We start from the raw sequence: 14,272 nt of genomic DNA, 5'->3' as shown, positions 1-14,272 counted from the left end.
GAAGTTCAATGGGCAATGAGTTCAATTTAGGGGGGTGTCTCCTGGGTGCTGCCGGGGGGGCCGCCTTGACTTGGGAGACAGGTCCTGGTGTCCTTGCCGGGATTGGGGTTGGTTGTGCCTTTGGGGCAATGGCTGTCAAGTGTGGCGACGACAAGGTTGAAGAGACCGGTCTGCCTCCGCACCCGGAGCCTTCTGCCAGAGACAGAGATCCCAATGTTGGTGTTGATCGTTCTGAGGACCCGACGACAGGTCCGGCGGCAACCCGTCAAGCCAATGATTATCAGTCTTTTACCCTTTTGATCCAAGGGGGAGATCCTGCGGCGGCCCAGCAGTTTGATGTGACCAATCTGGCCTATGCCAGCGCCGACTCCGGCGGTCTTGCCTTCTCCGGCGTTGCCCGGTGGCATGCCGCCTGTCTCCCGCAAAATGTGGCCGACACGACGCTCAGTCATATTAAGGAGCTGAAAGACGAAGCCCAGGAAATCAGGAGTAACCCGGATGCCAACGAAGAAGAACGGGCCAGGGCTCAAGAACTTCAGGATGAGGCTGAGGCCTTAGAGGTGGAGGCGAGCCTCCTTCAATCCAAATCAACGGAACAATTGTTTGTCAGCGGGACCCTTGTCAATGGGGTTCTCGACGGATTAACACTTGAGGATGTCGATGGCCGTTGCGTTTTTTCCCTGTATCAACAGGAAGGGGCTTTGACGGTTTGTCAGGCGAAGGGTGATTTCACCAATGAGGTTTCTGTGGATGATGATGCCGCCTGCCAGGTCGGCCCGGTCGAGCTGTCAGAGGATTCAGGATCGGCCAGCATGGTCAATCCGGATGGGTATACGGCAACCGTCACCGTTCATCGGTATCGGGGGGATCACTAAATGGGTTGGCCTTGCGTTCAGAGACTGGAGTATAGCGGCGGTGGTTTCATGAGAGAAACCGCGGCCGGTTTTTTTGGTTCGATGGCAGGGTCCGAGGCCAAAGGAAATGCCACCGTTGCCGCGCTTACCGAACCTGGATTTATTCCCGTTGATATCGGTGCCAGGATTGGCAGTTGTGAAGAGAGGACCGGTTTTGATGTTCGGCTCCAGGTGAAACCGGGGGGGGACCTCAGTTCCTTCCCTGTGACCGATCGGAGGGGCAATATCCGTGGCCTCGAGGCTAAACCAGAAATCCGGGGCGTCTTGGGATCGAACCGGGCCACCCCAGTGGGGAATTTTAGAGGTATCGTTCATCTGGACGGGACCGACTCGGCACGGCTCGCCTGGGGGGCGTACCGAACAGAGGTAGGAGACACCGGGGTTGTCTCTGCTATGCTTAGTTCTGGCTATCAGTTGAGGGGGCCCGAACTAGGTGGGGTTTCTCCCTACGTGGGGGCTGAACTTCTCACCGAAACTCCCATCCGGCATGCGGATGCCCCTTATGCGGACCGGCTTCCCACTCGAGACACTACTTTTATGTTAACCGCGGGTGGTGATTTCAACGCTGGTCAAGCGACTGAAGCGGCAGGGAAGAGGGGAGGGGTCCTCAGTTTCAGGGAACTCTCCCATCTCTACGCCCGGTCGCTGGTTTCTGCCATGGTGGTGCATCGGGTAGCCCAAGGGGTCGCGGACACACGAGAGATCGGCGCCTTTGCCCCCGACGCCTCTAAATTAGCCGTCCTTGAGGGAGTTCTCGCCAGCCGCCCCGGGGTTGAGGCGGAGTTAGAGGCGATGGAAGGGAGCTGGGAGGAGGGTCGGCTGGTTACCTGGGCTGTTGTTGGGGTCAAAAACGGGGCCCAGATTGTTTATGGGCTTGCTTCAGACGGCCCAGCGGCTGATGCCGCGTTAGCTCAGGCGGTACCGGTATTTGCCGGCGGTGTTGCCGATGTCATCACTGGGGGTAATAACAAACATGCCACCCGCCTGACCGTTTTTGGGGCGGCTGTTGTGGCGGTGGCCGTCGCTGAAGGAGACCACAGAAATTATGATGCGGCGATGATCGGTGCGACGGGCGCTCTGAGCGCCGTTGCCCTTGAATATGCCAAAGACGGGGTCATTTACGTTTGGAAAAAGGTTTCGGAATAACGAGGCATGAGATCTACTATGAAAAAAAGATTCTACAGTTTGACTGTTATCCTGGTGGTCTTCGGTCTGGGACTCTCCGCCTGTAGCGGTGTGAAAAGTTTTTTCAGTTCCAAATCATCCCCAAAAAAGACCAGGCAGGAACTCTGGATAACGGCTCGCGAGTATTGCCTCAATGCCGATGGCCGACCGGATGAGAGTAAATTCATCGGGGGCCATCTTTGTCTTGCAGAACCCCAGGACAATTACAGGACCTCCGAAGGATCTGTCCAGATTGCCGGGATGCTCCGACCCTTTGATGAAAGGTTTACCGGGATCAACATTTATGCCGAACGGACCCCGGATCAGAGAAATCCGGCGGTTTGTCAGGGGCCTCAGGATCAGCAGGCCGGTTGCACGCAGACTATCCTGGATACGGTTCGTGACATCGATACCGACGGGGCCTTTGCCTCCTCCGCCCTTCTTCCCTTCACAGGCCGGTATACCATTCGGGTCATCGCCAGTTTTATTTCTGACACAGGGGAAGAGGAGCCGGATGCCCTGGTGGAGAGGACGGTGACTCGGGACAAGATTCCTACCCTGTCTGTTGATCCGTGCAATCCGATGCCTGACGGGTCACCCAATCTGGCCTGTGGGGGGGGTATCTCTCTGGGTAGTGGGTCTCCTGACCAGCGAGTGACTTTCAATCCTTCCGGAGGGGACGATTATCAGCTCACTGTTTCTTCCCCCTCAGGATGCACGGAGACACCGGACAGGCTCCATTCAGCCCGCCTGCAGGTTTGTGTCTACGCCGATGATGGAACGGATACGCCGATGGCCTCGGTTACAGGTAGCGTCAAAAATAGTTACCATTCACGAATTTCAGGCACCGATTTAAAGAAAGAATATTACCAGTCGGTTCGTGAAATAGGTTCTTGTGGAAATCAGAATCAGGGACACCTGGTGGAATTACCCCTGGGGGATGGGGAGAATGAGATCACCCTCGTTGCCACCAATGGGGCCACAGATAGGAACCCTTCCGAACCGAAACCGACGATCAAAATACTCCCTTTTCAGAACGCCCTCAAGGGACCAGACCTCTGTGTAACCTATCTTTCCGCTGACGGGAGGAAACTCGGGGCGGGGCCGATGAACGGCAAGCCGATCACTGAGGGGGTGGAGGATATCCTTGTTGATATCGCCTTTAAAAAATGCCTGAACGGTTCCACCGAGACCGATTTTCCGATAGCCCCTGAAGATTGTCTGAATGACACCCGGTCCGATAAAGACGACTGCCCCAATATCCCTGGGGCTGCCGTTGTCCCCAATACTATTTGTCTCCAGAAGGGGAATAGACAGAAAAAGGGGGGGGACGGGACTCTTCAACAGCTCTTGACCGGGATGTGTCGTGTGGAGGGGAATGGGCATTTTCAGGCCCGGCTCGGCAGAAAGAATTTTGGGTTTCCGGTGACAACCGTCACCTTCAACGCCTATGATCAGTGTGGCAACCTGACGGAAAAGACCGAGTCTTTTGGTCTCGGAAAGATCCACAGTCTCCTCAACGAAGATGGCACTGTTGCCGGGCAACAGCTCCAACGCTCCCTTTCCGCCTTTATCTCCCAACCATTTATTGAGGGGAATGGAGATGGTGACCTGAAGTCAGCCCTTGAGAAGGTCTTAAACTCCGATGAATTCAAGCAGGAGACCTTCTTGAAGGTGTTCGATCCGGTCCAGCCAATGGCTTCCGAGGTGTTGCAGTGCCAGGGGAATGATCATGATCCGTACGACGATACCACGCAGGATTTTGTGAAAACCTTCAAACTCTACCCGCTGACCGATCGTGACCAATACCCGACTGTTGGCAATTTTAAGATTCGTAGTCTCTATCTCCTGAATCGGAACAGGGTCTGGCTGACCCTCAATTTGGATCGTTTAGAGGCGAGGGGAGATATGTTTACGATGATGTTTGACGACACCGATGGGGATGGTCGTGCCGATCCGGGAACCGATATTGATGATGATAATGACGGTCTTTGTGATGACAAGGGGACTACGGAGGGGGCCGGGGGTCAGAAGTGCACTGCCCCGCTTGATGCCGATGGTCAGAAAATGGATGACGACTACGATAATATCAAGGGGAAGTCTTATGACTCATCCTTAAGGGGAGGGAGTCTCTACCGACAGGGGGGACGGATTGTGGGTGACCGCTGTCTGGATGTCGGCCCAATACCGATCAAGGTCCAGCTGACGGGGTTGACGCTCAATCTGGAACTGGAATTGGCCAAAGAAGGGGGGAGGATCAAGCCAAAGATTAATCAGATTGTCGATGAAGGGGGGGGCTGGCCGATTGTTTCCTTTCAGGGGTTGGAGCATCGTCCCATCGCCTTTGATTGTGATCGTCCTAAAATGCTGACCCCGGATGAAAACGGTACTCATCAACCGATTAATCGGCGTCAATGTCGTGCCCTGCAAAGACTGGATGCCGGCCTGAACAATTCCGGACTGGATACCACCTGCCTGAACCAACATGCCTGGCAACAACTGAAATCAACCCTGGAAAATATGCTGACCTGTAACGTCCCCAACCGCCTGTCTCAGTCGATGGGTCGGTTCAAGACCGACCGGGTCCAGCAGTTCTCGTTCAAGGGGCTTGGCAAGGAGTTTTTCTTTGACCTCTACTCCGATTTTATGGCGAGTGAGGTGAGGGTGATCCCGCCGGGAGACCCTGTTTCTACCCGAGGGGGGCTTGGTTTGTCGGCCCCTGCCTTGATCCTGCCGGCCGGTGTCTATGACGAAGGGGATACGACCGAAAAGGATGCCAAGACCTTCATGGAAGGGCTGGCCTCACGCCTCCGACGGGAAGGCTTTGGCAATCTGGGCACCTTTGGTCCCCTCTATGAGGAACCCAAGGCCAACCGTCTGGCCCAACAGCCACCTGATGCCCTCCGCGACCTTGGTCGGGAACTGGGGATCAGTCTCAATGAAGAGGCCTTGAACATGGTCCTGCATACCGTGAACACCGCTCTTTACCAGGTGGATAAGGATGACCCGACGTTCCTGGACATCAGCAAGAAAAAATTGAGGGATGATTTTGACCAGGCCGTGAATGACTATGAAGAAGCAGGCAAGGTTTGCCGCGACAAAGAGGGTCGCGTTCGGGATGAGGAAGAGGGATTTATTGTTAAAGAGGGAACTCTCTTTCGCTATTCGGCCCCGAATTGCGGTGAGAAGAGCTGTCGCAACGGCAAGGTGATTGATCCGGACAGCTGTCGTTGTGTGGACAAGGCCCCTTGTTTCCCACTGGACCTGAATATTGAGCAGGTGTTGGGAACCAATGCGTTTCCGGATATCGATTTTAACGGTGACGGGGCTGTTGCCGATGAGAAGGATGGTCAGACGCCGCTCCTTCTCCATCTTTCACTGAACCCCCGGCTAGGAATCACTGCCAAACTATTGAACAGTTCCGACGCCCACGACACCGGTTCTGGGGTCCCCCCGGTGATCACTGCCCAGCTTGAGGTTGGTCTCTCCAACGCGATCCTTTCCGTTTTTGAAGAGGATGGGACCGGGATGAAGCTCTCCTGGTGCCATCAAGGTGTCGAGGCCTTGAGCGAACTGGCAGAGTGCCAGCATGAAGAAGGGAAAAAGCCGCTGGCCCGATTCTCGCTTTCCGGAAAATTGACTTTCACCCTGCAGATGGTGACGACTCCCAATAGAGACGGTGAGTATGAGTTGGTAGCGGGCTTGGCAACCGTCCCTGGGGCTTCGTCATTGACTACAGACAAGGAAAAATCGTATCTCAAATTATCCCTCATTGAGGATACGGTCGATACCCGTGGAAATTTGATCCGTTCTAATAATTCCCTGTATTCGGATCATCAGGTTTCTCAAGGGGTTACGGACAAGATTAATTCAGCCCTCTCGACACTCACGATTGGAAAGCCGAAGACGATCAAGGTCAATATCCCCTCACGCCCGATCGACGAGCTCCGGGAAACAACCGGTGACGACCGGTTGGATGCTATAGAGCATGGTGAAGAGGTCTCCCAGACGGTCAAGGATAATGAGGAGCTGATCGACAACCTTGAAAAATTCAATATCCTGGATGTCGAAATCCACACCCCTGTTATTGAAATGACCCCCTTCGCCCCACGATCCCTGGGGCTTGGTTTCGACCTGGAGTTCTGTTACCAGTCCGGTCAAGACAACTGCCAGTAGTTTTAAGTTTGCGGCCTCCTTCTTTTTCCATTACAATACGACCAACGTGGCCCTACGGAGAATTTTAACAAGGATCACCCAACGGGAAAAACACGATTACAAAAAGGTCTTTCGCGACTCGTTTTCCCCGATTCGTTCTCTCCAAAAACCGTCAGAACTGTTTACGAGGGTTACCGAGACGCTCCGTCGCCTGTTCAATGCCCAGGGGGCGGCTCTTCTCCTGAGAGATGAGACCACAGGCCAGTTTGTCCTGAAGGCGGCGGTGATCCGTTCCCCCCTTTCCTACTGCATCCCGATCGATCACCCCTTTCTTAAAAAACTGGCCCAATGGGGCAGACCGCTCCAAAAGGAGGAAATGACCGGAGAGGCTCTTTTTAGTGATCTCCGAAGCGCCGCCTTGCGGCTCTACATGGAACTTCAAGCGGAGATCCTTGTCCCTTTGATCCGTCCTCGGGCGGATCACGCCTCGGGTCTTTTCGGATTGATCAGTCTTGGCCGCAGAGAGGTGGATTATGACGAAGAAGATCGGGACCTGCTTTTGCTCCTGTCGCAAGAGATTACCATCTCCATCGAAAATGCCTTTCTCTATGAAGAAATCTTAAGACAGAACACCCGTCTCAAGGAACTCTCCCAACTCAAAAACGGTTTTCTCGCCAGCACCACCCACGAATTAACCACCCCCCTCCACAACATTATCGGTCTTGCCCAGGCAATGGCGGAAGGGATTGACGGACCGGTGACGGAAGGACAGAAGGGTCATTTGCAGATGGTGCGGGAAGCAGGGCAAAGGCTTTTGGGCATTATTGAGACTATTTTGAATATTTCATCGATCGAGAAAACCTCCCGGGAGATGCCGATCAAAAAAATGGATCTGGCCCGTCTCTTAAACGAAGTTCTTCTTTCTCTAAAGCCGCAGATGAAGGAAAGGGGAATACGATGGTTTCAAAAACTCCAATCCACTTGGGTTTACGGTGATGAGGAATTGATTTCAGATCTGTTAAGAAGGATTCTGGAGAATGCGGTTCAGCATACGGAGCGGGGGACGATTGAAGTCCGTACGGAAAAAGCAGGGGAGATGGTCAAATTTTGTGTCAAAGACACGGGACGCGGAATTTTTCCCGAAGATCGGCAGAAGATTTTTGAGGAATTTGGGCAGGCCGGAGAAACCCTCCAGAGGGGGGGTGCGGCAGGTGCCGGTCTTGGACTGGCCGTGGCCAAGAAGATCGTGGAGCTCCATGGCGGTCGTATCTGGGTTGAGTCCCAGGTTGGTTTTGGAAGTGAGTTTTACTTTACCCTTCCCAGAAAGCCATCCTTGATCCGCAGTCAGGCGATTTCATAACCCTATTGCGCAATTTTTATTTTGCGGTAAGAAGAGGCCCCTATGCCAGTCATTAAAAGGGCCCTGATTAGCGTTTCGAATAAGAATGGGCTGGTTCCGTTTGCCCAGAAGCTAGCCTCCCTCAGGATTGAAATCCTTTCCACCGGGGGGACGGCGAAATTCCTGAAAGAAAACAAGATACCGGTGGTTGAGGTTGGTGACTACACCGGCCAGCCGGAAATTCTGGATGGACGGTTAAAGACGCTCCATCCCCGTATTCATGGTGGGATCCTCGCGATCCGGTCTAATGCGAAACACCTTGAGGAACTCAAAAAGTCAAACATAGGACTGATTGATCTTGTCGTGGTTAATCTCTACCCCTTTGAGGAAACGGTAGCAAAACCGAATGTCTCGCTGGAAGAAGCTGTTGAGCAGATTGATATCGGCGGGCCAACGATGATCCGGGCGGCGGCCAAGAACTGGCAGGATGTAACAGTGGTTGTCGACCCTGAAGATTACCCTTCCCTCATTGGGGAGTTGCCCGGTGTTTCGTCCGAGACCAATTTCCGGCTGGCCAAAAAGGTCTTTGCCTTGATGTCGCGGTATGACGGGGCGATTACCAATTACCTCACTGGAGGGAAGGATAACCTTTTTCCCGAGGCCTTCAACTACCATGTTCGGAAAGTTCAGGATCTTCGTTATGGTGAGAACCCCCATCAAAAGGGGGCATTTTACAGGGATCAGAATCCGGTGCCGTCGGTAGCGACTGCCAAACAACTTCACGGTAAAGAACTTTCTTTCAATAATATCCTTGATCTTGATGCCGCCTTGGGGATGGTTCGTGAGTTTCAGGAGCCGGCGGTGGCGGTTATCAAGCATAACAATCCGTGTGGGGTGGCTGTTGGGGGAGAGGGAGAATTAAAGGAAATTTTCGTGAGGGCACGCGATTGCGACCCATTGTCGGCCTTTGGAGGGGTGATCGGCATCAACAGGGTCGTTGATAAACCGTTGGCCCAGGAGATTGCCAAGGATTTTTACGAGGCGGTGATTACCCCGGGATTTGAGCCGGAGGCGCTGGAAATTTTGAAGAGAAAAAAGAACATCCGGCTTTTGGAGGAAAATGGGGACAGAGGGGGATTTTTTAACGGATTGGATTTTAAAAAAGTGGTGGGGGGATTGCTTGTTCAAGAAAGTGATTTGAGCCAGGAGGATATTCGAAAGGCGAAGGTGGTGACAAGGCGGGGGCCGACAGAAGAAGAGTGGCAGGCCCTCTCTTTTGCCTGGAAGGTGGTGAAACATGTCAAATCGAATGCGATTGTTTTTGTAGAGGGCAAGAGGTTGTGTACGGTTGGGATTGGCGCTGGCCAGATGAGCCGGATTGATTCTACCAAGATTGCGATCATTAAAACAAAGAGTTCCTTAAAAGGAACCGCCCTCGCCTCAGACGCTTTTTTTCCGTTCAAGGATAATGTGGAAGAGGTTGCTAAAGTTGGAGTGACAGCGATTATCCAACCTGGGGGATCTATCAAAGACCAGGAGTCTATCGAAGCGGCAGATAAGGCGGGGATCGCTATGGTCTTTACCGGCATCCGTCATTTCAGACACTAACCTATGAAAGTTCTTGTTGTTGGTTCAGGAGGTCGGGAGCATGCCCTGGTCTGGAAAATAGCCCAGAGTCCAAGGGTCAAGAAGGTTTATGTGGCTCCAGGGAATGCCGGTATGGAGGGCAGGCGAGTCGCCATCAAAACTGAAGATTTAAAGGGACTCCTTGAATTTGCCAAAAAGGAAAAGATAGACTTGACCGTTGTTGGTCCTGAAACCCCTCTCTGTGAAGGGATAGTCCCCCTTTTTGAAAGGGAAAAAATTCCTGTTTTTGGCCCAAAACCCGAGGCGGCGATTCTGGAGGGGAGCAAGGTTTTCACCAAGGAATTCCTGATGCGGCACAAGATCCCGACGGCCCGGTTTCAGGTTTTTGAGGAGCCTGTCTCGGCGCGAAGGTATGTTGAAAGAGAAGGGGTCCCTATTGTGATCAAGGCCGATGGTCTGGCCGCCGGCAAGGGGGTCTTTGTCTGCATGACCAAGAGGGAGGCGTTTGAGGCGCTCGATTTTCTTTTTATTCAAAAAGGGTTAGGGGTGGCAGGACGGAAGGTTATTGTTGAGGATTGTCTCAAGGGGATTGAGACCTCGTTTATGGTCCTCGCCAGCGGCCAGCAGGTGATTCCTCTGGCGACCGCCAAAGACCACAAGCGATTGATGGATGCCGATCAAGGGCCCAACACCGGGGGAATGGGGGCGATTAGCCCATCCCCTTACCTGGACCAGAAGATGCAGGCCAGGGTGATGGAGGGGATTATCGGTCCAACCCTGAAGGGACTCGAACAAGAGGGGCGTTCCTTCCGTGGGGTTCTTTATGCCGGGTTGATGCTGACCGAAAAGGGGCCGACTGTCCTGGAATACAACGTCCGTTTTGGTGATCCGGAGGCTCAAGTAATCTTGACCCGCTTGGAGGATGACCTTGTTGATCTGGTGGAGGCCTCTCTCTCGGGAAAATTGTCGGGGCGACAACTGAGGTGGAAGGAAGAAACCTCAGTCTGTGTGGTGATGGCTTCCGGGGGCTATCCCGGTCCCTATGAGAGAGGAAAACCGATCTCCGGCCTTGATTTGACAGGACCGGAGGTGGTTGTCTTTCATGCCGGCACCGAACAAAACCGGGGAGAAATCGTGACCTCCGGGGGGAGGGTGCTTGGAGTGACCGCCCTTGCAAAAGATCTTGCGGCGGCGCGCCAGAGGGCTTATGGTGCCATCTCCAAAATTCGGTGGGAGGGGGTTTGCTACAGAAAGGATATTGGGTTATGAAAAAGCCGGTGGTTGGTATTCTGATGGGGAGCGATTCGGATATTGAGATCATGCAGGAGGCGGCCAGGGTTTTGGGGGATTTCAAGATTGCCCATGAAATGGTGATTACCTCGGCGCATCGTTCTCCCAAGCGAACGATACTTTATGCCGAAACTGCGGCCAAACGGGGATTGAAGGTCCTGATTGCCGGTGCCGGTGCGGCGGCCCACTTGGCCGGTGTCGTGGCGGCCCATACGACACTTCCTGTGGTGGGTGTCCCGATTGATTCTTCTTCCTTGAAAGGGCTCGATTCAATTCTCTCGACGGTCCAGATGCCAGGTGGCGTCCCCGTTGCGGGGATGGCGATCGGCAGGGCTGGTTCCAAGAATGCGGCCCTCTTATCCGTTGAGATATTGGCCCTTTCCAGTGCTTCCCTTCGTCGTCGTCTGGAGAGTTACCGGAAGAAGATGGAACGTGATGTGGTGGAGAAAGACAAAAAGTTGAGGCGGCAGTGAGTGAGGTTATTACCGTTAATCTTGAGGATCCCGAACCAGATAGGGTCGACCGTGTCGTTTCTGCCCTCCGTGAGGGGGCGATTGTCGCTTACCCGACAGAAACTTTTTACGGTTTGGGGGTTAATATCGCCGATGAACAAGCGATCAAGAGGCTCTTTGATCTGAAGCGGAGGGATTATAGCAACCCGATTGCCGTTGTCGTCAGTGACCGCAATATGCTGGTTCGCTATGTCACCGATATCCCTGACAAGGCCCTTCTCTTGATGGACAACTTTTGGCCAGGGCCCCTGACCATTCTCTTCAAGACAACCAGTGCCGTTTCCAAGAGTCTGACGACCAATACCGGCAAGATCGGGATAAGAATCTCTTCTCACCCTGTCGCCCAGGCGCTTGTCAAAAGATTGGGGTATCCCTTGACAACGACATCGGCCAATCTCTCCGGACTCCCTCCTTCCTTCAATGTGAGACACCTCAAAAATTATTTCGGGGACAAGATCGGTTTTATTATTGACGGTGGTGAACTGGCCCCTTCCATGGGTTCCACGGTGGTGGATGTCACCGAGGACAAACTGACCATCATTCGGGAGGGGATTATCAGGGGCGAGGTGTTGTTTCCATTTTTTGAAGAGGCGAATGAAGAAGAAAATGCCCGCTAATCTTGCCGTTTCTCCCTTTCGGGGTGTTCTTTATAATCCGCGGCGAATTTCGAAGATGGAGGAGGTTGTAGCCCCCCCTTACGATGTCATTTCACCGGAGGAGCGGAAGAGGCTTGCGGGGCGCCATCCTTACAATGTTATTCACCTTATCCTGCCCCGCGGAAAGAGGCCTTACCAAAAAGCGGCGCTGACCTTTCGGGCCTGGCTGAAAAGCGGGGTCCTGGTCCAGAATGGGCAAGCCTCCCTCTACCTCTACCACCAGACCTTCCGTATCGGGAAAAGAAAAATATTACGCAAGGGATTGCTCGCCTTGCGCCGCCTTGAACCTTGGGGGAGGTCGGTATTTCCCCATGAAAAGACCCTGTCTGCTCCCAAGCGTGACAGACTCCGGCTTCTCCGGGAGTGTCAGGCAAACCTGAGCCCTGTTTTTTCCCTCTATTCCGATCCCCGGAAAAAAGTTGATCAACTTCTGAAAAAGATTGTTAGAGGCAAGCCGCTTTTTAATCTGAGGACGGATGACGGCATTCATCATCAGTTCTGGTCTATTTCTGATCCTGCGGTTGTGAGGTCCGTCTGCTTCTTTCTTTCTGGAAGAAGATTGACCATTGCCGATGGCCACCACCGGTACGAGACGGCGCTGGCCTATTCCCGAGAGAGAAGAAAGATGAAAAGAGGGAACCGGTTGCCCGGTTCCCGTTCTGTAATGATGTTTTTTTCCAATATTGATGACCCGGGACTTGTGGTCTTGCCGACACACCGCTTGTACCATTCCCCCCTTTCCTGGGATTGGGAGAAGATCCAGAAAAAGACGGCCGGTATTTTTAAGGTTCGGTTTTTTCCCCTTAAGAAAAAAATGGAATTTTTAAAAAGTCTGGAGAAGACAAAAAAAATGGCCTTGGGAGTTGTGCTCCCCCAATCACCCTTGATTCTTTTTGAAACCGATTATTCCCGTCTTGTTCGTTCTTCCCTGGCCAAAGGTTTGGACCCTCAGCGGTTGGTGATGGGGACAACGCTTCTTCACGAATTATTTCTGCCGCGGGTTGTTGGTATCGCTCAGGATAAAAATTCAATCGAAAAGGATTTTGCGTTTGAAAAGGAGGGGAGGTCTGTAATCCGCAAAGTCACCCAAGGCACGGCGGATGCCGGTTTTCTTCTCTCCCCACCGTGTATTAAGGATGTCGTGGCGCTCTCGGAATCAGGGAAGAGGCTGTCGCAAAAGACCACCTTCTTTTACCCCAAACTCCTCTCCGGGCTTGTCTTTCATAAATTTTAAGACACCCTGAGCTAAGTCGAAGGGTCAGGTTTTTTCAGGACAAATCGGATCTCTTCTATTTTTCCGTCCCCCCTCGATTCACGGACTTTTTTAAGGATTTCACCTTTCATCAGTGAGAGTTCCGTCATCCAGGAAGAGTTCTTAACCCAGATAAAAAGGTTTTTGTCTCGAAGAGAGACCGGCTGTGAATTCTGGGCTACGGTGGATCCAACCAATGTCGGCCAACTCTTTTGCAGGAGGGCGATATCCAGAACGGGGGATCCCTCGAAAGATTTTTCAAGGATTTCCTTGATCGTCTTCATTGTCTGTTTAAGTGCGAATAATCCTGTTTTCAAACAAGGCCACGATCAGCTCGGCGCTGTTGGCGGCATGATCCCCGATCCTTTCCAGATACCGCCCGATGGAAATAAGGCGGACTGACCGAGCGACTGTTGTTGGGTCCTTGATCATGAAATCGAGGAGCTCGTAAAAAATCTCCCGGCGGAGCTTGGCAATCCCCTTGTAGGTCTCATAGGTCTGCCTCGCCCTGGAGGGGATCTGCTGAAGGAAGGCCTTGCTGTTTTCATGGATCATCTTTTGGACAGTGGCCGCCATTTTCGGAAGTTCGACATACGGTTTCAACTGGGGTTGTTCATTCAGTTCAAGGGCCCGCTCGGCGAGATTCACAATCAGATCGCCGATTCTTTCCATATCCTTATTGATTTTGATCGCAGTGATAATGAACCGGAGTTCTTTGGGATCGGGGGCAGGATCAGAGAGGAGGCGAAGGCAAAGATCATCGGTCTCTTTTTCAAACCGGTTCACCACCTTGTCTTTTTCAATCGCCTGACGACCTGCCTTGGAATCATGATCCAGCAGGGCTTTCATGGCGGTTTCCAGCATTTCCTCCACAAGGGTGCTCATCTGTTCCATTTTTTTCTTGAGAGGAGAGAGGCTGTGATTCATCGAACCCTCCATACACCGCTTCTGACGGGCGAGGCAAGGGCAAATCGTTAGTATGGTTAGTGTGAATCCGCTTGACAAAAATTGGGAAATACCGAATCATTTTTACCATGAACAAGAAGGATTTGAAGAAGTTCCGTGAGCTCCTTCAGGAGCGGCGGCTGAAGATTCTGGAGGCGGCCGAACAGACCAAGGAACAGGGGATCGGCTTTACGCAGGAGGACCTTCCGGATGAGGTCGACCTCGCCTCCTCGGAGGCGGATCAGTCGATGAACCTCCGTTTGAGAGATCGCGAACGCGTCCTTCTGAAGAAAATTGACAAGGCCTTGACCAAGATGGATGCCGGAGAATATGGGGTCTGCGAGTTATGCGGTGAAGAAATTGGCATCAAACGGCTTGAGGCCCGCCCGGTGACTGACCTTTGCATTCGTTGCAAGGAAGAGCAGGAGAAGGTAGAGAGAACTTTTGCCGAGTAAGGG

Annotated in this window: 12 protein-coding genes; 10 read left to right on the top strand and 2 right to left on the bottom strand. The window is 52.9% G+C overall.

Annotation, left to right across the window (positions count from 1 at the left end; all coding sequences use genetic code 11):
- The first annotated feature begins 8 nt into the window (after window positions 1–8).
- From HYS22_02965 to HYS22_02925, 9 genes are read left to right on the top strand one after another with little or no spacing between them, the layout of a single operon-like run.
- The gene (locus HYS22_02965) at window positions 9–875 is read left to right on the top strand and encodes a hypothetical protein (protein MBI1909114.1); all 867 of its coding nucleotides are present in this window, start codon (window positions 9–11) and stop codon (window positions 873–875) included.
- On the top strand, window positions 876–2,060 hold the full coding sequence (locus HYS22_02960) for a hypothetical protein (GenBank protein MBI1909113.1): 1,185 nt from the start codon (window positions 876–878) through the stop codon (window positions 2,058–2,060).
- Between the two features lie 18 nt (window positions 2,061–2,078).
- Window positions 2,079–6,254: a hypothetical protein gene (locus HYS22_02955; GenBank protein MBI1909112.1), complete on the top strand. Its 4,176-nt coding sequence runs from the start codon at window positions 2,079–2,081 to the stop codon at window positions 6,252–6,254.
- Entirely contained in the window at window positions 6,202–7,593 is a 1,392-nt protein-coding gene (locus tag HYS22_02950) for a GAF domain-containing sensor histidine kinase (protein MBI1909111.1), read from the top strand. The genes HYS22_02955 and HYS22_02950 overlap by 53 nt, the downstream gene beginning before the upstream one ends.
- 42 nt (window positions 7,594–7,635) lie before the next feature.
- Entirely contained in the window at window positions 7,636–9,180 is a 1,545-nt protein-coding gene (purH, locus tag HYS22_02945; protein ID MBI1909110.1) for a bifunctional phosphoribosylaminoimidazolecarboxamide formyltransferase/IMP cyclohydrolase, read from the top strand.
- A 3-nt stretch (window positions 9,181–9,183) separates the two neighbouring features.
- Window positions 9,184–10,428, top strand: coding sequence for a phosphoribosylamine--glycine ligase (gene purD, locus HYS22_02940; protein MBI1909109.1), 1,245 nt, complete (start codon window positions 9,184–9,186; stop codon window positions 10,426–10,428).
- On the top strand, window positions 10,425–10,922 hold the full coding sequence (purE, locus tag HYS22_02935) for a 5-(carboxyamino)imidazole ribonucleotide mutase (protein MBI1909108.1): 498 nt from the start codon (window positions 10,425–10,427) through the stop codon (window positions 10,920–10,922). Before purD ends, purE begins: the two co-directional genes overlap by 4 nt.
- Window positions 10,919–11,578 carry a threonylcarbamoyl-AMP synthase gene (locus HYS22_02930; GenBank protein MBI1909107.1) on the top strand — a complete coding sequence of 220 codons (660 nt, stop codon included), beginning with the start codon at window positions 10,919–10,921 and terminating at the stop codon, window positions 11,576–11,578. Before purE ends, HYS22_02930 begins: the two co-directional genes overlap by 4 nt.
- Window positions 11,556–12,851, top strand: a complete 1,296-nt coding sequence (locus HYS22_02925; protein ID MBI1909106.1) for a DUF1015 domain-containing protein — start codon at window positions 11,556–11,558, stop codon at window positions 12,849–12,851. Before HYS22_02930 ends, HYS22_02925 begins: the two co-directional genes overlap by 23 nt.
- Before the next feature lie 11 nt (window positions 12,852–12,862).
- On the opposite strand, the gene HYS22_02920 is transcribed toward HYS22_02925, so the two are convergent.
- Together HYS22_02920 and phoU are read right to left on the bottom strand one after the other, a co-directional pair.
- The gene (locus tag HYS22_02920) at window positions 12,863–13,153 is read right to left on the bottom strand and encodes a DUF721 domain-containing protein (protein ID MBI1909105.1); all 291 of its coding nucleotides are present in this window, start codon (window positions 13,151–13,153) and stop codon (window positions 12,863–12,865) included.
- A gap of 7 nt (window positions 13,154–13,160) precedes the next feature.
- Window positions 13,161–13,796 carry a phosphate signaling complex protein PhoU gene (gene phoU / locus HYS22_02915; GenBank protein ID MBI1909104.1) on the bottom strand — a complete coding sequence of 212 codons (636 nt, stop codon included), beginning with the start codon at window positions 13,794–13,796 and terminating at the stop codon, window positions 13,161–13,163.
- A gap of 107 nt (window positions 13,797–13,903) precedes the next feature.
- Between phoU and dksA the strand changes: the two genes are divergently transcribed.
- Window positions 13,904–14,269 carry an RNA polymerase-binding protein DksA gene (gene dksA, locus HYS22_02910; GenBank protein MBI1909103.1) on the top strand — a complete coding sequence of 122 codons (366 nt, stop codon included), beginning with the start codon at window positions 13,904–13,906 and terminating at the stop codon, window positions 14,267–14,269.
- Window positions 14,270–14,272 lie beyond the last annotated feature (3 nt).

Source organism: Deltaproteobacteria bacterium (assembly GCA_016177765.1).
Classification (GTDB): Bacteria; UBA10199; UBA10199; order JACPAL01; family JACOUP01; genus JACOUP01.
The sequence above is the reverse complement of the archived record's forward strand: the minus strand, read 5'-3'. Positions and strand labels throughout refer to the sequence as shown.

What these genes read in the sequence shown, in the direction of transcription:
- HYS22_02925 (MBI1909106.1), top strand. Translation starts at nt 11,556, where the DNA reads ATGAAGAAGAAAATGCCCGCTAATCTTGCCGTTTCTCCCTTTCGGGGT.
- purD (MBI1909109.1), top strand. Translation starts at nt 9,184, where the DNA reads ATGAAAGTTCTTGTTGTTGGTTCAGGAGGTCGGGAGCATGCCCTGGTC.
- HYS22_02955 (MBI1909112.1), top strand. Translation starts at nt 2,079, where the DNA reads ATGAAAAAAAGATTCTACAGTTTGACTGTTATCCTGGTGGTCTTCGGT.
- HYS22_02965 (MBI1909114.1), top strand. Translation starts at nt 9, where the DNA reads ATGGGCAATGAGTTCAATTTAGGGGGGTGTCTCCTGGGTGCTGCCGGG.
- phoU (MBI1909104.1), bottom strand. Translation starts at nt 13,796, where the DNA reads ATGAATCACAGCCTCTCTCCTCTCAAGAAAAAAATGGAACAGATGAGC.
- HYS22_02960 (MBI1909113.1), top strand. Translation starts at nt 876, where the DNA reads ATGGGTTGGCCTTGCGTTCAGAGACTGGAGTATAGCGGCGGTGGTTTC.
- purH (MBI1909110.1), top strand. Translation starts at nt 7,636, where the DNA reads ATGCCAGTCATTAAAAGGGCCCTGATTAGCGTTTCGAATAAGAATGGG.
- dksA (MBI1909103.1), top strand. Translation starts at nt 13,904, where the DNA reads ATGAACAAGAAGGATTTGAAGAAGTTCCGTGAGCTCCTTCAGGAGCGG.
- HYS22_02920 (MBI1909105.1), bottom strand. Translation starts at nt 13,153, where the DNA reads ATGAAGACGATCAAGGAAATCCTTGAAAAATCTTTCGAGGGATCCCCC.
- purE (MBI1909108.1), top strand. Translation starts at nt 10,425, where the DNA reads ATGAAAAAGCCGGTGGTTGGTATTCTGATGGGGAGCGATTCGGATATT.